This is a genomic window from Pseudooctadecabacter sp. (genome assembly GCF_965657175.1).
In the GTDB taxonomy this organism is placed as follows: domain Bacteria; phylum Pseudomonadota; class Alphaproteobacteria; order Rhodobacterales; family Rhodobacteraceae; genus Octadecabacter.
Map to the genome: position 1 here is coordinate 1 of NZ_CBFHNH010000027.1, position 20,457 is coordinate 20,457.

General features: G+C 59.6%; 27 protein-coding genes and 1 pseudogene. 18 read left to right on the plus strand and 10 right to left on the minus strand.

Annotation, left to right across the window (positions count from 1 at the left end):
- Nucleotides 1–15 precede the first annotated feature (15 nt).
- Nucleotides 16–645: a chloramphenicol acetyltransferase gene (locus ACTG36_RS15580; RefSeq protein WP_375281542.1), complete on the plus strand. Its 630-nt coding sequence runs from the start codon at nucleotides 16–18 to the stop codon at nucleotides 643–645.
- A 77-nt stretch (nucleotides 646–722) separates the two neighbouring features.
- Nucleotides 723–1,938: pseudogene (locus ACTG36_RS15585) on the plus strand (glycerophosphodiester phosphodiesterase family protein).
- Between the two features lie 34 nt (nucleotides 1,939–1,972).
- Here ACTG36_RS15585 and phnF read toward each other — a convergent pair.
- Complete coding sequence (phnF, locus tag ACTG36_RS15590) at nucleotides 1,973–2,728, minus strand: phosphonate metabolism transcriptional regulator PhnF (protein ID WP_375281569.1); 756 nt, start codon at nucleotides 2,726–2,728, stop codon at nucleotides 1,973–1,975.
- Between the two features lie 78 nt (nucleotides 2,729–2,806).
- Between phnF and phnG the strand changes: the two genes are divergently transcribed.
- The 7 genes from phnG to phnN are packed head-to-tail and all read left to right on the plus strand — an operon-like array spanning nucleotide 2,807 to nucleotide 7,935.
- Nucleotides 2,807–3,262, plus strand: a complete 456-nt coding sequence (phnG, locus tag ACTG36_RS15595) for a phosphonate C-P lyase system protein PhnG (RefSeq protein WP_375281541.1) — start codon at nucleotides 2,807–2,809, stop codon at nucleotides 3,260–3,262.
- The gene (gene phnH / locus ACTG36_RS15600; RefSeq protein WP_375281540.1) at nucleotides 3,262–3,840 is read left to right on the plus strand and encodes a phosphonate C-P lyase system protein PhnH; all 579 of its coding nucleotides are present in this window, start codon (nucleotides 3,262–3,264) and stop codon (nucleotides 3,838–3,840) included. Before phnG ends, phnH begins: the two co-directional genes overlap by 1 nt.
- On the plus strand, nucleotides 3,840–4,928 hold the full coding sequence (locus tag ACTG36_RS15605; RefSeq protein ID WP_375281539.1) for a carbon-phosphorus lyase complex subunit PhnI: 1,089 nt from the start codon (nucleotides 3,840–3,842) through the stop codon (nucleotides 4,926–4,928). Before phnH ends, ACTG36_RS15605 begins: the two co-directional genes overlap by 1 nt.
- Nucleotides 4,929–4,968: 40 nt before the next feature.
- The gene (locus ACTG36_RS15610; RefSeq protein WP_375281538.1) at nucleotides 4,969–5,832 is read left to right on the plus strand and encodes an alpha-D-ribose 1-methylphosphonate 5-phosphate C-P-lyase PhnJ; all 864 of its coding nucleotides are present in this window, start codon (nucleotides 4,969–4,971) and stop codon (nucleotides 5,830–5,832) included.
- On the plus strand, nucleotides 5,829–6,632 hold the full coding sequence (gene phnK, locus ACTG36_RS15615) for a phosphonate C-P lyase system protein PhnK (RefSeq protein WP_375281537.1): 804 nt from the start codon (nucleotides 5,829–5,831) through the stop codon (nucleotides 6,630–6,632). The genes ACTG36_RS15610 and phnK overlap by 4 nt, the downstream gene beginning before the upstream one ends.
- 2 nt (nucleotides 6,633–6,634) lie before the next feature.
- On the plus strand, nucleotides 6,635–7,393 hold the full coding sequence (phnL, locus tag ACTG36_RS15620; protein WP_375281536.1) for a phosphonate C-P lyase system protein PhnL: 759 nt from the start codon (nucleotides 6,635–6,637) through the stop codon (nucleotides 7,391–7,393).
- Nucleotides 7,390–7,935 (plus strand): phosphonate metabolism protein/1,5-bisphosphokinase (PRPP-forming) PhnN, encoded by a 546-nt coding sequence (gene phnN / locus ACTG36_RS15625; protein WP_375281535.1) that lies wholly within the window; start codon nucleotides 7,390–7,392, stop codon nucleotides 7,933–7,935. Before phnL ends, phnN begins: the two co-directional genes overlap by 4 nt.
- On the opposite strand, the gene ACTG36_RS15630 is transcribed toward phnN, so the two are convergent.
- The gene (locus tag ACTG36_RS15630; RefSeq protein ID WP_439142863.1) at nucleotides 7,917–8,585 is read right to left on the minus strand and encodes a DUF1045 domain-containing protein; all 669 of its coding nucleotides are present in this window, start codon (nucleotides 8,583–8,585) and stop codon (nucleotides 7,917–7,919) included. The two genes, phnN and ACTG36_RS15630, sit on opposite strands and share 19 nt — an antisense overlap.
- 52 nt (nucleotides 8,586–8,637) lie before the next feature.
- Between ACTG36_RS15630 and ACTG36_RS15635 the strand changes: the two genes are divergently transcribed.
- Entirely contained in the window at nucleotides 8,638–9,780 is a 1,143-nt protein-coding gene (locus tag ACTG36_RS15635) for an alpha-D-ribose 1-methylphosphonate 5-triphosphate diphosphatase (protein ID WP_375282374.1), read from the plus strand.
- A 187-nt stretch (nucleotides 9,781–9,967) separates the two neighbouring features.
- Here the strand turns inward: ACTG36_RS15635 and ACTG36_RS15640 are convergent, their stop codons facing one another.
- From ACTG36_RS15640 to ACTG36_RS15660, 5 genes are all read right to left on the minus strand, one after another.
- On the minus strand, nucleotides 9,968–10,672 hold the full coding sequence (locus ACTG36_RS15640; RefSeq protein ID WP_375282375.1) for an EAL domain-containing protein: 705 nt from the start codon (nucleotides 10,670–10,672) through the stop codon (nucleotides 9,968–9,970).
- A gap of 9 nt (nucleotides 10,673–10,681) precedes the next feature.
- A complete protein-coding gene (locus ACTG36_RS15645) occupies nucleotides 10,682–10,834 on the minus strand; it encodes a hypothetical protein (protein ID WP_375282373.1) in 153 nt (50 codons plus the stop codon).
- Nucleotides 10,835–10,945: 111 nt separating this feature from the next.
- Nucleotides 10,946–11,197, minus strand: a complete 252-nt coding sequence (locus ACTG36_RS15650) for a diguanylate cyclase domain-containing protein (RefSeq protein WP_375282372.1) — start codon at nucleotides 11,195–11,197, stop codon at nucleotides 10,946–10,948.
- 26 nt (nucleotides 11,198–11,223) lie between these two features.
- Nucleotides 11,224–11,865, minus strand: a complete 642-nt coding sequence (locus ACTG36_RS15655) for a hypothetical protein (RefSeq protein WP_439142866.1) — start codon at nucleotides 11,863–11,865, stop codon at nucleotides 11,224–11,226.
- A 281-nt stretch (nucleotides 11,866–12,146) separates the two neighbouring features.
- Nucleotides 12,147–13,157 (minus strand): LacI family DNA-binding transcriptional regulator, encoded by a 1,011-nt coding sequence (locus ACTG36_RS15660; protein WP_439142868.1) that lies wholly within the window; start codon nucleotides 13,155–13,157, stop codon nucleotides 12,147–12,149.
- 134 nt (nucleotides 13,158–13,291) lie between these two features.
- On the opposite strand from ACTG36_RS15660, the gene hisD reads away from it, so the two are divergent.
- The 7 genes from hisD (at nucleotide 13,292) to ACTG36_RS15695 (ending at nucleotide 18,757) form a co-directional block, all read left to right on the plus strand.
- Nucleotides 13,292–14,596, plus strand: a complete 1,305-nt coding sequence (gene hisD / locus ACTG36_RS15665) for a histidinol dehydrogenase (protein WP_439142870.1) — start codon at nucleotides 13,292–13,294, stop codon at nucleotides 14,594–14,596.
- Nucleotides 14,593–15,354, plus strand: coding sequence for an SDR family NAD(P)-dependent oxidoreductase (locus ACTG36_RS15670; RefSeq protein ID WP_375280473.1), 762 nt, complete (start codon nucleotides 14,593–14,595; stop codon nucleotides 15,352–15,354). The genes hisD and ACTG36_RS15670 overlap by 4 nt, the downstream gene beginning before the upstream one ends.
- Complete coding sequence (locus ACTG36_RS15675) at nucleotides 15,351–16,331, plus strand: alcohol dehydrogenase catalytic domain-containing protein (RefSeq protein ID WP_439142872.1); 981 nt, start codon at nucleotides 15,351–15,353, stop codon at nucleotides 16,329–16,331. The genes ACTG36_RS15670 and ACTG36_RS15675 overlap by 4 nt, the downstream gene beginning before the upstream one ends.
- A 28-nt stretch (nucleotides 16,332–16,359) precedes the next feature.
- On the plus strand, nucleotides 16,360–16,866 hold the full coding sequence (locus tag ACTG36_RS15680; RefSeq protein WP_375280475.1) for a sulfopyruvate decarboxylase subunit alpha: 507 nt from the start codon (nucleotides 16,360–16,362) through the stop codon (nucleotides 16,864–16,866).
- A complete protein-coding gene (gene comE, locus ACTG36_RS15685) occupies nucleotides 16,863–17,417 on the plus strand; it encodes a sulfopyruvate decarboxylase subunit beta (protein ID WP_375280476.1) in 555 nt (184 codons plus the stop codon). Before ACTG36_RS15680 ends, comE begins: the two co-directional genes overlap by 4 nt.
- Complete coding sequence (locus ACTG36_RS15690; RefSeq protein WP_439142875.1) at nucleotides 17,418–18,506, plus strand: alpha-hydroxy acid oxidase; 1,089 nt, start codon at nucleotides 17,418–17,420, stop codon at nucleotides 18,504–18,506. It abuts the gene before it with no gap.
- Between the two features lie 95 nt (nucleotides 18,507–18,601).
- Entirely contained in the window at nucleotides 18,602–18,757 is a 156-nt protein-coding gene (locus tag ACTG36_RS15695; protein WP_439142877.1) for a hypothetical protein, read from the plus strand.
- 52 nt (nucleotides 18,758–18,809) lie between these two features.
- On the opposite strand, the gene ACTG36_RS15700 is transcribed toward ACTG36_RS15695, so the two are convergent.
- Nucleotides 18,810–19,088 carry a hypothetical protein gene (locus ACTG36_RS15700; RefSeq protein WP_375280479.1) on the minus strand — a complete coding sequence of 93 codons (279 nt, stop codon included), beginning with the start codon at nucleotides 19,086–19,088 and terminating at the stop codon, nucleotides 18,810–18,812.
- A 95-nt stretch (nucleotides 19,089–19,183) separates the two neighbouring features.
- Nucleotides 19,184–19,501, minus strand: coding sequence for a DUF883 family protein (locus ACTG36_RS15705; RefSeq protein ID WP_439142879.1), 318 nt, complete (start codon nucleotides 19,499–19,501; stop codon nucleotides 19,184–19,186).
- Nucleotides 19,502–19,666: 165 nt separating this feature from the next.
- Here ACTG36_RS15705 and ACTG36_RS15710 point away from each other — a divergent pair, with 165 nt between their 5' ends.
- A complete protein-coding gene (locus tag ACTG36_RS15710; RefSeq protein ID WP_375280481.1) occupies nucleotides 19,667–19,828 on the plus strand; it encodes a DUF1328 domain-containing protein in 162 nt (53 codons plus the stop codon).
- A gap of 4 nt (nucleotides 19,829–19,832) precedes the next feature.
- Here the strand turns inward: ACTG36_RS15710 and ACTG36_RS15715 are convergent, their stop codons facing one another.
- Complete coding sequence (locus ACTG36_RS15715) at nucleotides 19,833–20,456, minus strand: exopolysaccharide biosynthesis protein (protein WP_375280482.1); 624 nt, start codon at nucleotides 20,454–20,456, stop codon at nucleotides 19,833–19,835.
- Nucleotide 20,457 lies beyond the last annotated feature (1 nt).

A 20,457-nucleotide genomic window follows, 5' to 3' on the forward strand; every position in this document is an offset into this window, starting at 1 on the left:
AAGAGAGCTCTGATCATGCCCCGACTGAGTGCTGACACCCCCGTCATCCACCCCGATTGCGATATCACCGACAGCACCTTTGGCGCCTATGTCGAAATCGGGCGCGGGAGCCGGCTGAACAATGCGACGTTCGGGGATTATTCCTATTGTGACCGGTATGCCGATATCGCAAACGCGCGGATCGGCAAATTCTCCAACATCGCGGCCTTCAGTCGGATCGGTGCGACGGACCATCCCCTCGATACTGCCGCCTGTCACCATTTCCTTTATCGATCGGCGGATTACTGGGATGATACGACCCGCGACGAGGCGTTCTTTGCCCATCGCAGGTCCCGTACCGCTCAGATCGGGCATGACACATGGATCGGTGCCGGCGCGATGGTCAAGCCAGAGGTCACATTGGGCCACGGTGCTGTCGTGGCGTCTGGGGCCGTGGTCACCAAGGACGTCGATCCCTACACAATCGTCGCAGGCACGCCCGCCAAACCCCTGCGGCTGCGCCAACCGCGCGACATCGCGGACCGCCTGATGGCGCTAGCGTGGTGGGATTGGGACCATGGGGCTTTGCGTGGGGCGCTCAGCGATTTTCGGTCAATGACCGCCGAGGCGTTCTTGGAAAAATACGAGGCCTCACCACTTTCATAAACCTTTGATGTTTATGTCAAACGCCATTCACACCGCCCGATCAGGTTGAACGAACATGAACACCATAGGGAATCCTCATGCTTCGTATCATCACTCTCACGACCGCGACGCTCGCCGCGGCACCCGTTATCGCGCAAACGCCTAACCGCGTCGAATATGGCCCGCGCCCGTTCTACCTGATCGACCGGATGGAAGACGGCCCGTTGAAAGAGCAGTTGCAGTCGTGCCAGAACCAGACGGCATCCATGTCCTCGTTTTCCATCGGTCACCGTGGCGCGCCGCTGCAATTTCCGGAGCATACAGTCGAATCCAACCGTGCGGCGGCCTTGATGGGCGCGGGCATTTTGGAATGTGATGTGACCTTCACCGAGGACCTAGAATTGGTGTGCCGTCACGCGCAGAACGATTTGCACACCACAACCAACATCCTTGCCACGCCATTGGCCTCGACCTGCACAACGCCGTTTGCACCCGCAAATGGCGATGCCAGCGCCACTGCCGAATGCCGCACATCAGAGATTACGCTGGATGAATATCGGACGTTGACGCCCAAGATGGACGCAGCGGACGGGTCTGCAACAACGGTTGAGGCTTACCTTGGCGGCACCGCAGGCTGGCGCACGGACCTTTATTCAGCCGAGCCCGCGATGCTGATGACCCACGCAGAGTCCATCGAATTGTTCCGCGACCTCGGCGCGCGGTTCACACCCGAACTCAAGGCGCCCTCGGTCGAGATGCCGTTCAACGGCTTCACCCAAGAAGACTACGCACAAAAGCTGGTCGATGAATACGTGGCCGCCGGTGTGCCCGCGTCTGATGTCTGGTTGCAGTCGTTCAACCTCGACGATGTGCTCTACTGGATTGAGGCTGCGCCAGAGTTCGGCGCGCAAGCGGTTTACCTCATGGATGAATACAACATCGAGGGGTATTCGCCGATGGACGCCTCCACCTGGCCCCACACCATGGATGAGCTGAAGGCCATGGGCGTCAACTACATCGCGCCACCCACATGGATGTTGGTCACACTTGATGGGGGTGATATCGTCCCGTCCGAACTGGCACTTCAGGCGAAAGCTGCGGACCTCAAGATCATCACGTGGACGCTTGAGAGGTCAGGTCCTCTCGTGAATGGGGGGGGGCTGGTATTACCAGTCGATCGCAGATGCCGTGACCAGCGATGGCGTGATGTACAAATTGATCGATGCTTTGGCGCAAGACGTGGGTGTCGAAGGCATCTTTTCCGACTGGCCCGCGACGGTGACCTATTACGCGAACTGCATGGGTCTGGACTGATCCCGCCCGCCAGACCCCCGCGGCCTCGCCTGTATCAGGCGGGGCCGTTCTCGTTGTCCAAGGTGAGAGTGATCCGGTCCCCGACAAACCACGTGCGCCCGTATTCGACCGGATTGCCGTTTTGATCCACATTGACGCCGGACGATCGCAGCAGCGGATCCCCTTCGGCGACCTGCAAATGCAGGGCGTGTGTCGCATTGGCGCGGACCGCCGTCAGGCGGGTGGATGCGCGGGTGTAATCTGTCACGCCAACGGAGGCCAAAGCCTCCGTCACGCTGCCCTGTGCGGCAAAGGCCGCCGCAATGCCTGGGGTGCGCGCCAAGGGAAAGACGCTTTCGAAAACGGCAATGGGTTGCCCGTCGGCCAAGGACAGCCCGTGGTAGGCACAGACCGGGTCACCCGCAGAGATGACAAGCGCCTGCGCTTCGCCGGTTGTCGCAAACCGGTCTTCGACCAACAGGACGCGCTTTTCGGGCAAGCGCCCAGCCGCGATCAGATTGTCGTGGAACCGGACTTTACGCCCGATGGGATAATCGGTGGGTGTCGAGGCCACAAAGGCCCCCGCTCCGCGCCGCGTGCGGATCAGACCCTCGTCCACCAACGCAGAAATCCCATGGCGCACAGTGTGGCGGTTGACGCCGAACCGTTCGGCCAAGGCGGCCTCTGTCGGAAGTTTGTCGCCCGGCGCATAGCGGCCCTCGGCCAGATCACTGCGCAGCGCTTGGGCGATGGCCTGCCAGATCGGCGTCTTGAGGCCGGGTCGTTGGTTTGAAGTGCTGTCACGCAAAATTCACAAATCTCCGCTGGGGGAATCGAAGGGACATGATATGATGTGTCTAGTTGTATAGGATACGGAAAAGTTGTCGAGATGAAAGATATCAGCGAAGACCACGCGCCTCGCCAGCGCTGGCTTGGCCTTATGGCCAAGGCCCCTAAGGGGCGCGTTGCGGCCCTGCTCGACGCGGCAGTGACACGCCCCGCGTTCACATGGCTGCGTGCGCCCGAGGTCGGTAGCACCATGGTGCGCGCCCGCGCCGGTGCAACGGGCGCGCCGTTCAATTTGGGCGAAGTCACCGTGACGCGCTGCGCCCTGACCCTTGCGACAGGCGAAGTCGGCCATGCCTATATCCAAGGCCGCAACAAGGCCGATGCGGAGGCCGTGGCCGTGGTGGATGCGCTGATGCAAACGCCGCAGACAGCGACAGTGCAGGCCAACGTATTGGACGTTCTCGACGCAGAGCAAGCGGCCAAACGGGACGCGCGCGCGGCCAAAGCAGCCGCCACAAAAGTCGATTTCTTTACATTGGTCCGAGGAGAAGACTGATGCAGGCCAAGACCCTCAGCGGTGGGTTCGCGGACCCCGCAATCGCCTCTGCGGCGGCATTTCGGCAGGTTATGGACGCCATGGCGCGGCCTGGCACAATCCAAACCATGACGGGCGCTGTCCCACCCGCGCCCCTGTCTGCAACGGCAGGGACCCTGTTGCTCACCTTGTGTGATCCCGAAACGCCCTTGCATCTGGCAGGCGCGCTGGATTGCGATGCGGTGCGAACTTGGGTCGCGTTTCATACGGGCGCACCCGTTGTTGGGCCGTCTCATTGTATGTTTGCGGTGGGGGGCTGGGACGACTTGACCCCGCTCAGCGCCTACCAGATTGGCACTGCCCAATACCCCGACCGGTCAGCCACCCTGATCGTTGAAGTCGACCGGTTGGACCCGCATGGCGTCACCTTGTCTGGCCCGGGGATCAAAGACACGCACAGCTTGTCTCTGCCTGAGACTGAGGCGTTTCAGCACAACGCCAGCCTGTTCCCCCTTGGCCTTGATTTCATCTTCACCTGTGCCGACCGTCTCGCGGCCCTGCCGCGCACGACAAGTGTCACCCAGAAAGGAGCCGTCTGATGTATGTGGCCGTCAAAGGCGGAGAGCGGGCGATTGAAAACGCGCAGGCTTGGCTTGCCGAAGAACGTCGCGGGGATACGTCCGTCGCTGAACTCAGCATCGGGCAAATCCGTGAACAGCTGGCACTGGCCGTCAATCGGGTCATGGCCGAAGGATCACTTTATGATCCGGACCTTGCTGCCCTCGCGATCAAACAGGCGCGCGGCGATCTGATTGAGGCGATCTTTCTGATCCGCGCCTACCGCACCACGCTGCCCCGTTTTGGTGCATCCCTGCCCGTGGACACGGGGCAAATGGCCTGCGATCGGCGCATCTCAGCCACGTTCAAGGACCTGCCCGGCGGGCAAGTTCTGGGGCCGACGTTTGATTACACACACCGTTTGCTGGATTTCAAACTGGCCGCCGATGGCGACGTGCCAGAGGCCGCAACACGTGAGGCTGCGGCGGGCGATGTCCCCCATGTGACCGATTTTCTGAACCATGAAGGGCTGATCGAAGAGGCCCCGCATGATGACACGACACCCCCCGATTTGACCCGCGAACCGCTGGAAATGCCAGCAGAACGCAGTTTACGTTTGCAGGCCCTGACCCGCGCGGATGAAGGGTTCACCCTTGGCATGGCCTATTCCACCCAGCGTGGCTATGCGCGCAACCACGCCTTTGTGGGCGAATTGCGCATCGGTGCGGTGCCCGTCGAAATGGACATCCCCGAGCTTGGGTTCAGCATTGAAATTGGTGAGGTCACGTTGACCGAATGTGAGACCGTCAACCAGTTCACAGGCTCAAAATCCGAACCGCCCCAATTCACCCGTGGCTACGGGTTGGTCTTTGGGCAAACGGAACGCAAAGCGATTTCGATGGCTCTGGTTGATCGGGCGCTGCGCTGGAAAGAACTTGGCGAAGAAGACGAAGGCGCCCCCGCACAAGATGCCGAATTTGTGCTGTACCATGCAGACAACATTCAGGCGACAGGGTTCTTGGAGCACATCAAGCTGCCCCACTACGTCGACTTTCAGGCCGAATTGGAACTGGTGCGCAAGCTGCGTGAACAGGCGGGCGCCAACAGCCTGCCTGAGGCCGCAGAATGACCCCCGCATTGCGCAAAAGCCTCAAGAAACGGAGCCTGCTATGAGCGAGTACAACTTCGCCTATCTGGACGAACAAACCAAACGCATGATCCGCCGCGCGATCCTTAAGGGGTTGGCGATCCCCGGCTATCAGGTGCCCTTCGCATCCCGTGAAATGCCGATGCCTTATGGGTGGGGCACTGGCGGGGTGCAGGTGTCGGCGGCGGTGATGACGCCGGACGACCGGTTCAAAGTGATCGACCAAGGAGCCGATGACACGACCAACGCCGTGTCCATCCGTACCTTCTTTGAGCGCACGGCGGGCGTCGCTACGACGACCAAAACGTCTGAGGCGAGCGTCATCCAGACCCGCCACCGCATCCCCGAAGAGCCGCTGAGCGAGGGCCAGATCCTTGTCTACCAAGTCCCCATCCCAGAGCCTTTGCGGTTTCTGGAACCCCGCGAAAGCGAGACGCGCAAGATGCACAGTCTTGAGGAATACGGGCTGATGCATGTGAAGCTGTACGAAGACATCAGCCGCCACGGTCATATCGCGACATCCTATGATTATCCGGTCAAGGTCGAAGGGCGCTATGTTATGGACCCGTCCCCGATCCCGAAATTCGACAACCCCAAACTTGGGGATATGGCGGCGATCCAGTTGTTCGGGGCAGGCCGCGAACAGCGCATTTATGCGCTGCCACCCTATACCAAAGTCGCGTCTCTCGATTTCGAAGACCACCCGTTTGAAGCCTCAAAACCAAAGCAGCCCTGCGCCATGTGCGGGGCGGACAACAGCTATCTTGATGAGGTGATCACCGACGATGCAGGCGGGCGGATGTTTGTGTGTTCGGACACCGATTTTTGCGAAGGACGACAGGCTGCCGGACACACCGGCACGATGAACGGAAAGGACGCGGCATGACACCTTTGCTTTCGGTCCAAGGGATCACCAAGTTTTACGGCCACCATATCGGCTGCAAGGATGTGGCGTTTGACCTCTACCCCGGTGAGGTCATGGGCATCGTCGGGGAAAGCGGGTCGGGCAAGTCCACGTTGCTTAACTGTATGGCGGGGCATTTGACGCCTGATGCGGGGGCGGTCGTGTTCGACACGCGCCCGCCCCCAAGCAGCGAAGCGGCAGGGCATGAGAGTTATGGTCCGCGCGATACCGTCACGATGTCCGAACCCGAACGCCGCATGCTGTCGCGCACCGATTGGGCCTTTGTCCACCAACACGCCCGTGACGGGCTGCGCATGGGCGTCAGTGCCGGCGGCAATGTGGGCGAGCGCCTCATGGCTGTTGGCGACCGTCATTATGGCGATATCCGCGGTAAGGCTGTCGATTGGCTCGGTCGGGTGGAAATTGATGCAGACCGCGTGGATGATCGGCCCACGACATTTTCCGGCGGAATGCAACAACGCCTTCAAATTGCACGAAATCTGGTGACGGGGCCAAGGCTGGTCTTCATGGATGAACCCACCGGCGGGCTTGATGTGTCGGTTCAGGCGCGGCTGCTTGATCTGGTGCGCGGCCTTGTCCGCGACATGGGGCTGTCGGCCATCATCGTGACCCATGACCTTGCCGTGGTGCGCCTGTTGGCGGATCGGTTGATGGTCATGAAAGACGGCCATGTGGTCGAGGCGGGCCTGACCGATCAAGTGCTGGATGACCCCCAGCACGCGTATAGCCAACTCCTTGTCAGTTCTGTTTTGCAGGTGTGAAAATGATAGACCTTAGAAACGTGTCCAAGACCTTTACGCTGCACAATCAAGGCAGTGCGGTGATCGAAGTCATCAACGATGTGTCACTGTCCGTGGGGCCGGGCGAATGCGTGGCGCTGACCGGCGCATCAGGTGCCGGAAAATCAACCCTGATGCGGATGATCTACGGCAACTACCTGACCCAAGCGGGGCAAATCCTGATCGATGGGGTTGATCTGGTGCAGGCCGAACCCCGCGACGTGATCGCTTTGCGACGTGAGACTTTGGGCTATGTCAGCCAATTCCTGCGGGTCGTGCCGCGCGTGCCGACACTGGATGTTGTTGCCGAACCGCTGCGCGCGGTCGGTGCCAGTGCGACCGATGCGCAGGCCCGTGCCAAAGAGTTGTTGACCAAACTCAATATCCCGCAGCGCCTTTGGTCCTTGTCCCCAACAACCTTTTCGGGGGGGGAGCAACAGCGCGTGAACATCGCCCGTGGTTTTGCCCATACCTATCCGGCGATGCTGCTTGATGAACCCACGGCAAGCCTTGATGCAGCCAATCGCGAGGTTGTCTTATCCCTGATCGAGGACGCCAAAGCCCGTGGTGCGGCGATCATCGGGATTTTTCACGACGAAGCCGCCCGCGTTCGCGTTTGCGACCGTGAAATTGATGTCAGCCAATTTACGCCAGACCCGTCCTCAAGCAGCGGAGCGGTAGGACAGTCGAACGCGTCCTCAAGCGGCGGAGCGATAGGACAATCGCAAGAGACTGCGGCATGAGTGACGGACGTCTCATCGCTGTTGTCGGCCCGTCCGGTGTGGGCAAGGACAGCGTCATGGACGGGCTGGCGGCTGCGGACCCGTCGCTGCACCTTGTGCGGCGCACGATTACCCGCGCGCCGGACCTGGGGGGTGAAGACTACGATGCCGTCAGCGTGGCAGAGTTCGAAGACATGGCCGCACGAGGGCACTTTGCCGTTCACTGGGGTGCCCATAGCCTGCACTATGGCATTCCCGCATCCATCCAGACTGTGCTGGCAGAAGGGCAAGATTGCCTCGCTAATTTTTCGCGGTCCGCGTTGATTGCAGGGCAGGCGGCCTTTGCCCGTTTTTGCGTCCTCAACATCACCGCTGGGCCGGACACGCTTGCGTCGCGCCTGAAGGCACGTGGCCGCGAAAGCGACGCACAGATCGCGCAGCGTTTGGCGCAAGCGACCAAACCATTGCCCGCTGGCCTGAACGTCATGACAATCCGCAATGATGGCCCGCTGACGGACACCGTCGCGTGCGCTTTGTCACTGCTTCACCCTGTGAGGGTGTAGCGTTGGATCAGTTCAAATCGCCCATCGGGACGCTCACCACACAAAGCGATGCTGCCCAAGTCATAGCGGTTGCCCAAGGGCGGCAAATGCGTCTGCGCGGTTTTCATCCACGCGGTGCGATCCGCCTGTGCCAAACGCCCGCTCAACGTCAGATGGAACCGGAATTCCTCCATCACGTAAGGATAGCCCCATTCCATCATCAGCGCCTCTTGGCGCGTGGTCAGACCTGCGCTGCGCCGTCGCGCCAGTTCGTCTGGGGACGCAGGCGCGCGAAAGGGATCGAGGTCGCGCACACATGCGCTTGCGACCCGTTCCAGCGCAGTCAGATCGCCTGTCGGGGTCAATGCCAGAAAGCCGCCCAGTGTGGTCAGCGTCAGTCCGCCGCTTTGCGCGGGGCTGCACCGCGCTGCCAAATCAGCAGTCGCGGTTTTCAAATCGTCAACGGTGCAGCCATCCGTCAGTCTGAATGGCGGCTTCAATGTGCCGTGAAACCCGTATTTGCGCGGTGTCATCGTAATGTCATCTAAACCGGGCACATCTGGCTGGCGCGTGGCGCTGCCTGTCCGCACATCCCAGCCCAGCCACGTCGCCCCGAAATCAGCCAATGCATCATCCAACGGCGCGTCATAAATTGCGAAACGAGTGTACATAATGAATTATCCCCTTAGGCCTTCGACTATGGACCAGTCGGATGACACTTCTATGTCAGATGACGTTTGCCTCGCCAATGCGCGGCTGATTTTGCCGGATCAGGTTTTGACGGGGTCCATCGTCATCGAAAATGGTGAGATCACCGAAATTGTCGAAGGTGATCATAGACCCAGTGGCAGCGTGGATTGTGCCGGGGATATCGTCATGCCCGGTTTGGTTGAACTGCACACCGACAACCTTGAACGTCATATGGAACCGCGCCCCGAAGTGGACTGGCCGCACCTGCCTGCGCTGATCGCCCATGATGCGGAATTGGCATCTGTCGGCATCACCACTGTTTTTGATGCCTTGCGCGCGGGGTCCACTCATTCCGGCAAAGGTCGCTCCCTTGATTACGCCCGCGCGGTCGCGGATGAGCTTTTGGCGGCCCGTGCGCAGGGTGTGTTCAAGATCAGCCATTTTCTGCATCTGCGTGCGGAGGTTTGCTCTGAAACCCTTCTCGAAGAATTGGCCCGTTTTACGCCCGACGACCGTGTGGGCATTGTCAGCCTGATGGATCACACCCCCGGCCAACGTCAATTCCGCGATCTGAGCGCCTTGCGCACCTATGTGGCCAAGAAACGTGGCATGGATGACAATGATTTTGCGGAGCACGTGGCGAACCTGAAAAGACTGCAGGCCCAATTCGGTGAAAAGCATGAAAAAGGAGCGGTGGTGGAGGCCAAACGGTTGGGTGCGGTTCTGGCCAGCCATGATGACACAACCCGCGATCACGTGCGCAAATCGCACCAAAACGGCGTTGGGTTCGCTGAGTTTCCGACAACACTTGAGTCCGCGCAAACCTGCCGTGACCATGGTATTGCGGTCATGATGGGGGCGCCCAATGTGATCCGTGGGAAATCCCATTCCGGCAATATTGCTGCGTTGGAATTGGCCGAGGATGGTTTGTTGGATATTCTGTCGTCCGACTATGTGCCGGGTGGGTTGCTTCTGGCGGCCTTCCGCATCGCAGATATTTGGGATGATTTGCCCCGCGCCATAGCGACAGTGACCCGCACACCTGCGATGGCGGTGCGATTGGCGGATCGCGGCAGCCTTCAAATTGGGCTGCGTGGTGATGTTTTGAGGGTTAAGTCCAGCCTAGGTGCGCCGGTCTTGAGCGGTGTGTGGGCCAAGGGTGCCCGTATCGCCTGACACCGAAACCATCAGCGTCTTCGTGCGCATCACCTTATCTGCCTTTGCCGCTGTATCACGGTCCCCTGTTTGCGCCGTTGGAGGGCGAGCCGAATGTTTTCGCCACAGCAGGTGTGGTCAGATGCGAAACGCTATCGTGAGTGCGCATGTTCGCGAAATCCGGCGATGTTCGGAACGGCACATCGCCCTATCCGACCTTTGGAAAGGATGCGCGATCTTTGGGATCAGGCGCTGGCAGGGATAAGGGTTCGGGCCTGCCAAAATAAAACCCCTGAAGCACATCGCACCCCAGTGAGGACAGGATGGCCGATTGGGTTTGTGTTTCGACGCCTTCGGCGGTGATCTCCATAACCAATTTTTTCCTAAGCAGGACAATCGATTCAACAAGACCGAGAGAGCGTTCAGGGTCTTCTTCCAGTGCGTTGATGAAAGAACGGTCGATCTTAATGCGATCAAAGCCGAATTTCCAAAGATAGGACAGACTGGAAAAGCCGGTGCCAAAGTCGTCCATGGCAATGTAAACGCCCATGTCTTTAAGCGCGGCGATCTGGAAGGCGACTTCGGCCTGATCGTCGAGCAACGGAGATTCGGTGATTTCCAATTCAAGACGTGACGGCGCGAGGTCGGCCTGCAAAAGCGCATCTTTGACGATGCCCACCAGTTTTCCCGATTTGAATTGTTCGGGCGACAGGTTGATGGCGATCACGTCATTGGCATTCATGCCCGCAATCTGGCGGGTTGCGGCGTATAGGACCCAAGTTCCAATTTCTTCGATCAGCCCCATCTTTTCCGCCAGAGGGATGAAAGCATCGGGGGGGATGCTGTTGCCGTCTCGGTCGTTCAGCCGCAACAGGGCCTCGTAGCCGAAAATCCGGCGGGTCTTGGAGTAGATGAGGGGCTATTAGTGCAAGGTAAAATCACTGTGTATGACGGCTTCCATCAACCGCGCTTCAAGCGCGCGCAGATGTTCCATCTCGGTCGACATTTCGCGGTCATAAATCGACACGGTATTTCCGCCCTGTGCCTTCGCAAAGTAGAGGACCATATCCGCCATGGAGAGAAGATCTTCGAGGCATTGGTCCCCATTGAACCGCGCGATGTCAATGCTGACGGACGATCTTACGGTGACGCCATTAAGCTCGATTTCTTCAGCACAGACCGCGCGCTATTGATCGAGCCGCGCCCCGAAATCATCGTCGCCCAACGCGGTATCGGCAATCACGAATTCGTCGCCTCCCGGCCTTGAGCAACGCGATGTGTCGCCAAAGAGGGATTTAATCGCCTCGGCGATGTTTTGCAGGTAGGCGTCGCCGACAGCGTGTCCGTAGGTGTCGTTCACAGATTTAAATGCATCTGCATCAAGATAGGCGAGGTTTTTGATGCCTCCGGCCTGAACCTTTGCATCTGCCCATCCCACAAAGCCGCGTCTGATCAAAAGGCCCGTCAGTGAATCGAAGCTTGCCAGATATTTCCATCCGAATTGAACCGGTCCGCGATCCGTCTTTGAAGGACATAGCCAAACGCCGGAACACCGAAGATGGCGATGCCAAACAAAACCAACACGCTTGCGAAGCGGGTAAGCCCGGATGAATAGGCGGCCATGACATCGTTTACAACCACCACATAGCGCCCGTACCCCAGTTGTTCATCGGACTGGTCGTAGATCGAAATGATCGCGGTCACTAAGGATGAACCGGCTTTCGCGGCAACCGAACCGGTATTTTCCTCCATCGTTGGAGTACCGCGCAAAACGCTATTGTCCAGACGATCCGGCGCATCCAACATGGCCAAGTCCGGCGCGCCGTGATCGTCATGGTCCTCGTGATCCGCAGGGGCGTCTGCCATGTCCATTTGATGATTGCTGTGATCCATCCCCACCACCGGATCCCACAGGGTGTCCGACATGGGAATACGGGCGCCCGACAGGTCGTAAAACACCATGTCAACAATGTCGGGACCATGTGCCATCCGGTTGATCTGATCCCGAAGATCGGTTGGGATTCCGCCTTGGGAAAAGACATTCGCCAAATCGGGCAGGCGTTCGATCATATCGGTTTTGTGCTGGGCCTTATCGCGCGCATGCACGATTGAAACGCCTTGAACGTGATTTTGCACAAGGTACTGCAGGGCAAAATGGCCGATGCGGCCAAAATAATGAAGAAGACGCCTGAGCGCACGACCATAAGTTACCTCGAAAATCCTGAGGCTCAGAAATCGACCAAAAATCACAAGATATCGTAAAGTCGATCTGCGTTTTCCTTACCATTTGACCCGATTGTACCCTTTTTTCCGCCACATCCTGCGGGTGATGCATCGTGACGGCGCCGCCGCGCGTTCGTCAAAATCCGAGGAGGTGTGGAGGCCGGCTAGGTCAGCGGGCGGACAGATCCGCGCAGGCGGATGGTACTGTTGAGCTTGACAGACGGCGCGTTTTGTCCGGTCTCGATCATGGCGATCAAAGTGTGGGCGGCTTGAATGCCCATGTCGCGGTGGGGGACGTGAACGGTGGTCAGATCGGGGGTGGCGATGCTGGCCAATTCGATGTCGTCAAAGCCGGTCACAGACACGTCTTGGGGCACCTGCACCCCCATCAGGCGTGCCTGTTGCAGGGCGCCCACGGCCAGAACATCGTTGCCGCACATAACCAAGGTGGGCCGCGCAGGCCCTGCCATGATCTGCGCAAAGGCCTGCGCGCCGGTTTCAATCCCATAGCTGCATTCCACGACCGCACGGGGGGACAGGCCGCGCGCCGACAGGGCCGCGCGAATACCTTTGAGCCGGTCTGCCGCGCGGTCATTGCCCGCAACATGGCCCGAAATCACAGCAATGTCGCGGTGACCCAGATCGAGAACGTGGTCCGCCAGTGCGTGCATGGCGGCTTCGTTGTCAAAGCCAACTGCGGGCAGGGGGCCGTGGTCCTGATGGGCCCATGACAGCAATGTCGGCACACCACGGGCAGCAAGTGCTGCATAGACGTCGGGCGCGCGGTCGTACCCGATCAACAGCAGCCCATCGGCCCCGCGCCCGATCAAGGTGTCGATCTGGTCGGCCTCACGCGCGGGATCATAGGCGGAACTGGCGACCAACAGGGTATAGCCCTGCTGGTGCAGGGTTTCCTGAAAGGCCTGAATGCCACGGGCAAAAATGGCATTTTCCATCGTCGGAATGATCGCGCCGATGGTATGGGTACGGTTTGCAGCCATCGCGCGGGCTGCGAAATTCGGGGTGTAGCCCAGCTGTTTGACGGCCCCCATGACACGGTCCCGCGTGGCTTGGGATACCTTCGCAGGCGTGTTCAGACACCGTGACACCGTCGCGGTGGACACGGCCGCAGCACGTGCCACGTCATCAATGGTTGGCGGGGATTTGGCGGTCAAGACTGCGCCCTTCACGGTTTCTTACGTTCGCTTTCAGACATTCTAAAATAATTCGCTGCGCGATAACAGCGCTTGCTTTATTGGGATGTAACCGCTTACATGAGCGTATAAGCCTCTTTGTACAGGACCGACCGATGACACGCGACTACCTTAAGAAAGCAACGTTGACCTCTGCCTCGGGCGCGTCTGATGTGCATGATACGGTTGTGGGGATCCTCAACGATATTGAGGCAGGCGGCGATGCCAAGGCGCTGGAATATGCCGCCAAGTTCGACCGCTACGAAGGCAGCGTGATGTTGTCTCAGGACGAAATTGACGCCGCCATCGCACAGGTGCCGGACAAGTTGAAGGCCGACATTGATTTCGCCCACGACAACGTCAAACGCTTTGCCGAATTGCAAAAAGGCACCGTTGCTGATGTCGAGATGGAGATGTCACCGGGCTTTATCGCGGGCCAAAAGGCGATCCCCGTGGATGCAGCAGGCTGCTATGTGCCCGGTGGGCGCTACAGCCATATCGCATCGGCCATCATGACCGTGACGACCGCCAAGGTCGCCGGTTGCAAACACATCACCGCCTGCTCGCCGCCCCGTCCGGGCGTGGGCGTGGCGCCTGCCATCGTTTATGCCGCGCATGTGTGCGGGGCGGACAAGATCATGGCCATGGGCGGTGTGCAGGGTGTGGCTGCGATGACCTTCGGGTTGTTTGGCCTGCCCAAGGCCAACATCCTTGTGGGGCCGGGCAACCAGTTTGTGGCCGAAGCCAAACGTATCCTTTTTGGTCGCGTAGGCATCGACATGATCGCGGGCCCGACCGACAGCCTGATCCTTGCAGACAAGACCGCCGACGCGCATATCGTGGCCACCGATTTGGTCAGTCAGGCGGAACACGGCTATAATTCGCCCGTCTGGCTTGTGACCGATGACCGCGATCTGGCCGAACGGGTGATGGCACTGGTGCCGCAGTACATTGATGATCTGCCCGAGTTGAACCGCGAAAACGCCTTTGCTGCTTGGCGCGATTATGCCGAAGTCATCATCTGCAAAGACCGCGTGGACATGGCGAAATGTTCCGATGAATACGCGCCGGAACATCTGACGGTTCAGGCCGACGATCTGGACTGGTGGCTTGAAAACCTCACCTGTTACGGGTCGCTGTTCTTGGGTGAAGAAACCACCGTCAGCTACGGCGACAAGGCGTCGGGCACCAACCACGTGCTGCCTACATCCGGGGCTGCGGGCTATACGGGCGGTCTGTCGGTGCACAAATACATGAAGATCGTCACATGGCAGCGCACCACCCGTGAGGCGTCCAAGGACGTGGCGATTGCCACCGCGCGGATCAGCCGCCTTGAAGGGATGGAGGGCCATGCCCGCGCCGCAGACGTGCGTCTGGCCAAATACTTCCCCGGCGAAAATTTCGATCTGAGTGCGGAATGACCAATCCCGACCGCCTCTTTGATCTCAGCGGCAGGGTTGCCTGTATCACCGGTGCAAGTTCCGGTCTGGGGCGGCGTGCGGCGATGGTTCTGGCGGAGGCGGGCGCGCGGGTTGTGGGGGTCGCTCGGCGCGGCGATGCTATCGACAGTCTGGTGGATGAACTGGGCGATGTGGCCGAAGGTGTTGTGGCCGATGTGACCGACCGCGCGGGCTTTGCCGATCTTGTTGATGATGTCTCCGCCCCCTTCGGGGCACCCGATATCGTCGTCCATGCGGCTGGTGTGAACACTCGGCAGGCGGCAGATGACGTGACAATCGAAGGCTGGGATCAAACGCTCGCGCTGAACCTCAGCGCGCCATTTTTTCTGTCTCAGGCGATGGTGCCTGCCATGAAGGCCAAGGGCTGGGGGCGGATCGTGAATTTCGCGTCGTTGCAGACGACACGCGCCTTTCCCGGCGGGATTGCCTACGGGGCCAGCAAGGGCGGGATCGCCCAGCTGACCCGTGCCATGGCCGAGGCGTGGTCCCCCCACGGGATTACCGCCAACGCCATCGGGCCAGGGTTTTTCCCGACCGAATTGACGGCGGCTGTGTTTGATGACCCGGACCGCGCGGGCCGCAATGCCGCCCAGACCTGCATTGGTCGCAACGGCACGCTGGAAGACATCGACGGGCCGGTTTTGTTTTTATGCTCGGAAGCCTCCTCCTACGTGACGGGGCAGGTGCTGATGGTTGACGGGGGGTTCACTGCGAAATGAAGGCCTTGGTCTATGATGGGGTGGAAACCCTGACCTTTCGAGACGTGCCCGATGCGGTTGCCGCAGACGGCGAACATCTGATCAAGGTGGAGGCCGTGGGCATCTGCGGGTCGGACATGCATGCCTATCTGGGCCACGATGCGCGGCGACCTGCGCCGCTGATCCTCGGGCATGAGGCCGCTGGCACCATCGTGAACGGCGACCGTGCTGGCACCCGCGTGACGATCAACCCCTTGGTGACCTGCATGGCCTGTCCCGCCTGTCTTGCGGGGCGTGAGAACCTCTGCCCCGACCGTCAGATCATGTCGATGCAACCGCGTGAGGGGGCCTTTGCGCAATATATCTCGGCCCCGTGGCGCAATTTGGTTGAGGTTCCGGCCAATGTGCCGCTGAACAAAGCGTCGCTTGCCGAACCGCTGGCCGTCAGCTGGCATGCGGTGCGTCTGGCGCTGGGCGCGCTGCATGCCTCCATGGACCGCACCGCGCTGGTCGTGGGCGGTGGGGCGATTGGCCTTGCGGCGGCACTGGCGCTGCGCGCCATGGGGGTGGACGACATCACCGTGGCAGAACCCAACGCCGCCCGCGCCGCATTTCTCGCAGACCGTTGCGGCCTGCGGGTCGTGGCCACGGCGGAGGGCGCGTTTTCGATTGTGATTGATGCGGTGGGCTATGCCGCCACCCGCGCTGTGGCCTCGACCCATGCAGCCCCCGGTGGGGTCATTGCCCATGTGGGGCTGGGTGAGGACGCAGGCGGCATTGACGTGCGTCGCCTGACCTTGCAAGAGATCACCTTTATCGGCACCTATACCTACTCCGCGCAAGATTTCCGTGACACGGCCGAGGCCATCTTTGATGGCCGCCTTGGCCCGCTGGACTGGACGGATCAGCGCCCGTTGGCACAAGGGGCCGCCGCATTCCGCGACCTGCGCGCAGGCGCTGTGGCCGCCCCCACGATCATTCTTAACCCTTGGGCGTGACCCGCGCCCCAACCTGAAAGGCAACGCCATGAACATCGACAAGAAGATCACCGATGATCTTGTCGCCAACGATGTTTCTTTCGTCACCACCGTGCCCTGCAAACAGCTGGCCGGTGTGATCGAGGAAATTGACAATCGCGAAGAGATTTTCCACATCCCATCCAACAAGGAAGATGAGGGGATGGGCCTGTGCGCCGGTGCCTTCATGGGCGGCAAACGGTCTGCGATCATCATGCAGAACACCGCCATTGGTGTGACGATTAACACGCTGGCGACGCTGACACAGTTTTACCGCATGCCCCTGCCGATGATCATTTCCTACCGGGGTGAGTTGCGCGAACCTGTGGCCTGTCAGGTGGAAATGGCCGTGCACACCAAGGCGCTTTTGGCGCAGATGCACATCCCCACCTATCACTTCCACTGGCAGGACGACGTCAAGGAATTCGACAACATCCTGAAATACACCTTCATGTGCAACAAACCCGTGGCGATCCTGACCGACGCCAACTTCTGGGGAGGCTATGGCGACCAATGATCCGTTCTGAAATTCTCAAAGAGATCGCACCGATCCTCAAAGACAAGCTGATTGTCTGCAACATCGGTATCCCGTCCCAAGAACTGCATGCCATCATGGACCAGCCCAGCAATTTCTACATGCTGGGAACCATGGGTCTTGCGTCTTCGATTGGCCTTGGCGTGGCACTGGCGCAGGACAAAACTGTCATTTCCATCGATGGGGACGGATCGGTTCTGACGAACCTCGGCACGTTGCCCACGATCGGCAACAACTGCCCTGACAACTTCATCCTGATGATCATCGACAACGGGTCTTACGGGTCCACCGGGGATCAGCCGACCTATACGGGCCGCAAAACCGATCTGGCGGGCATGGCCCGTGCGGCGGGGTGTGACAACGTCGTTGAAGTGCAGGACGTCGACACCGGCAAGGCCCTGCAAGAGGCGGTAGACAGCGGCAAGGGCACGGTCATGGTCGTCAAGTGTGACAGCGGCAATGCCAAGATGCCGGTGATCACCATGGATCCGGTCATCATCAAGGACCGCTTCATGAAAGCGATTGCCAGCTAAATGGGGGCGGCCGCGCATATCCATTCGGCGGAAGATGCGCGGCGCCTTGCCAGACGGCGGCTGCCTTGGATGGTGTTTGATTACATCGACGGGGCGGCAGGAAATGAAACAGGGGCCGCGCGAAACCGCGCGGCCCTTGATGCGCTGACGCTTGAACCGCGCGTGCTGCGAGATGTGTCGCAGCGGTCCATGACCGTTGATTTGTTTGGGGCATCGGCAGACCGGCCCTTCGGCATTGCGCCCATGGGCATGTGCAATCGGTCCGCCCCCGGGGCCGATCTGATGTTGGCGCGATTGGCGGCCAAGTACCGCGTGCCCCATGGGGTCAGCACCGTGGCCTCAACCCCGATGGAAAAGATCATCGACGTGGCCGAGGGACACGCTTGGTTTCAGCTTTATTATTCGGGGGACGGGCAGGGGACGTTCAAGCTGGTCGAACGGGCCAAGGCTGCAGGCTACGGCACTCTTGTCCTGACTGTCGATGTGCCAGAGGTCGGACGCCGCCCGCGCGAATTGCGCCACGGGTTCAAAATGCCCTTCACCATCGGCCCGCGACAATTCGTGGACTTCGCCCTGCACCCGCGCTGGTCATTGGCGCAACTGGCCGCAGGCAAACCGCAGATGGCGAATTTCGAGATGGACGGCTATGACTTCGACCGCACCGAAAGCCGCGCGCGGGCCGATTGGGACACTTTGGCGCGGCTGCGCGATATGTGGAGGGGCAAGCTGGTCGTCAAAGGTGTATTGCACACTGAGGATGCCGTGGCGCTGAAGGCGGCTGGTGTGGATGCAGTGCAGGTGTCCAGCCACGGATCGCGCCAATTGCAAAGCGCGCCCGCGCCGATATCGATGTTGCCGTTGATCCGCGAAGCGGTCGGCCCTGATTTTCCGTTGTTTTACGACAGCGGTTTGCGGTCAGGCGAAGACGTGTTGAAGGCGTTGAACGCGGGCGCTGATTTCACCTTCTTCGGGCGATCCCTGCAATTTGCCATCGCCGCTGCGGGCGCAGAGGGGCTCGGCGCGTTGTGGGATGTCCTCAGCGCCGAGCTGTCCTCGGCCATGGCGCAGACGGGTTTAACCCGACTTTAACCTTAAGAACACCGCGACCGAACTGCACACCGCTTTTATGGAACTTCCCTCACTAGGGGCCGTTGAGGCCCTGATATCAAGCGAAGGAGACCGCCATGACAACGGACGTTTTCATCGCTGGCTTGATTGGGTTGTTGTTCATCACCGTGATGGTGATTTACATGACAACCAACCAAGAGACGGGCGGGAAGGATCAGCCATCTGACCCGCAACGTCGTGACCGAAGAGATGACGGGGACGACGCAAGCTAGGGAACTTTCATTCGTCTAAAGACAAACGCCCCGCAGTTTTGTGGGGCGTTTTTTACGTGCTTTGTCTGGATGTGTCAGTGACGACGATGGTTGTGGGAAGCGTCAGAGCCTGCTTGCAAACCATACAAAAACGCCTCAACCAACGGGGCGCATTCACGCCTGTCTTGGGCGCATCGGCCGCTTTGTAACTGTCGACATCATGGGATTTACCGGTCATTGCGGCGGCCGCAAAGCTGATGCAGCCCAGCCCCAGATAAATCAGCCCCAGGACCACGCAGGCAGAAAGCGGCGTCACGACGGTCAGCAGAACCAACCAAAGGGCAGCGGTCATGAACCCAAGTCCCACAGCCGCAAAAACAATGCCGCCCATACTCTATTCTGCGCGCTTGCCGGCGCGCGCAGCTGCGGATTAGATGGGGTCCAAAATCAACGGCGGCTTCCCAAAAGGACGATCAGAAAGCCCACACCCACTGCGACACCCAATGCGGTCGCAGGCTGACGCTGTACAAACTGGCGGGCCTCATCGCCCAAATGTTCGGCCTGCGCGCGGGCGTAGTCGACTTTTTCAGCCCCCGCGTCGCGTGCCGATTTGAAGGTGTCCTGCGCTGCTTCCTTGATGTCCGCCGCCTTGGATTGACCCACGCCTGCCATGATCTCGGTCAGGTCTTTCAGATCCGCCTTCAGAGTTTCGATCTGCTGGGCCAGATCGGCGGTGTCATAGTCTGTGCCTTTGTCATTTGTCATTTGTGTCCGAGACATATGGCCCCCAAAAGAGTTGAATTTCTAAGGAAATTAACGTGTCAATTGGACGTAGGGTTCCGAAATTGAATTGGAACTATTCGCGATGGAGTCCCGTTTTTTCGTCAAGCTGCACGTTTTTCGCAGCGCAGCAACGTGAGGACAGTCAAGATGCGTAAGTGGGTCGTGACGTTTTTTGGCGCAGCTTTGATCGCCGGTGTATTCGCATTTTCGGAAAATCTGGCGTCTTGGTCAGACGTGGGTCTGGTCCTGTTTGTCGTTTTTGCGGCCTTGTTCGTGGTGTCCCTGACGACCTATTTCTTGCGCCGCTAGACGATCAGCCTGTGCCAAACAGCGACGAGACCGCGAAAATCGGGATCAGGAAAATGGTGGGCAAGGCGATCAATCCCAAAACGGCCAATAGGCCGTCCTTGGCCAATAGCCCCACGGAAATGACAGCGATTGAGGCGCCAATCAGGCTTGACGTGAAAGGCACCAATTCCATGAACGGAAGGCCAAGGCCCGCAAGCGTACACGCGCCATAGACCACACGTGAAAACGGCTGTGTGACCAACACCGCAAGACGTTTGGCGGTGCGTTCGTCCAACCATCTTGCCAAGCGGCGCATCCAATGAAGGCCCCGGCCAAGGCGCGACAGGCTGAACTTCGCATCCAGCAGACGGTCTGGCAGCCAAAGCGCTGTGCGTCCCCATGCGGCTTGTGATGCAATCAGCGCGATCGTGATGCCGCACACGGTTGAGAACAGAGGCACCCCGCTCAGAGGGGACACCAACAATACTGACACCACCAACATTAAAGTTGAGAACGAGGCCACACCGAATTGTGCGATGAGATCGCGCATGAGCAGATGGTCAGCGCCCGACAAGGTTTCCAATTCGTCGATCACATGTTCGACCGCGGCGGGTCCGGCTGATGGGGAGGGTGAAGATTGGTCCGTCACG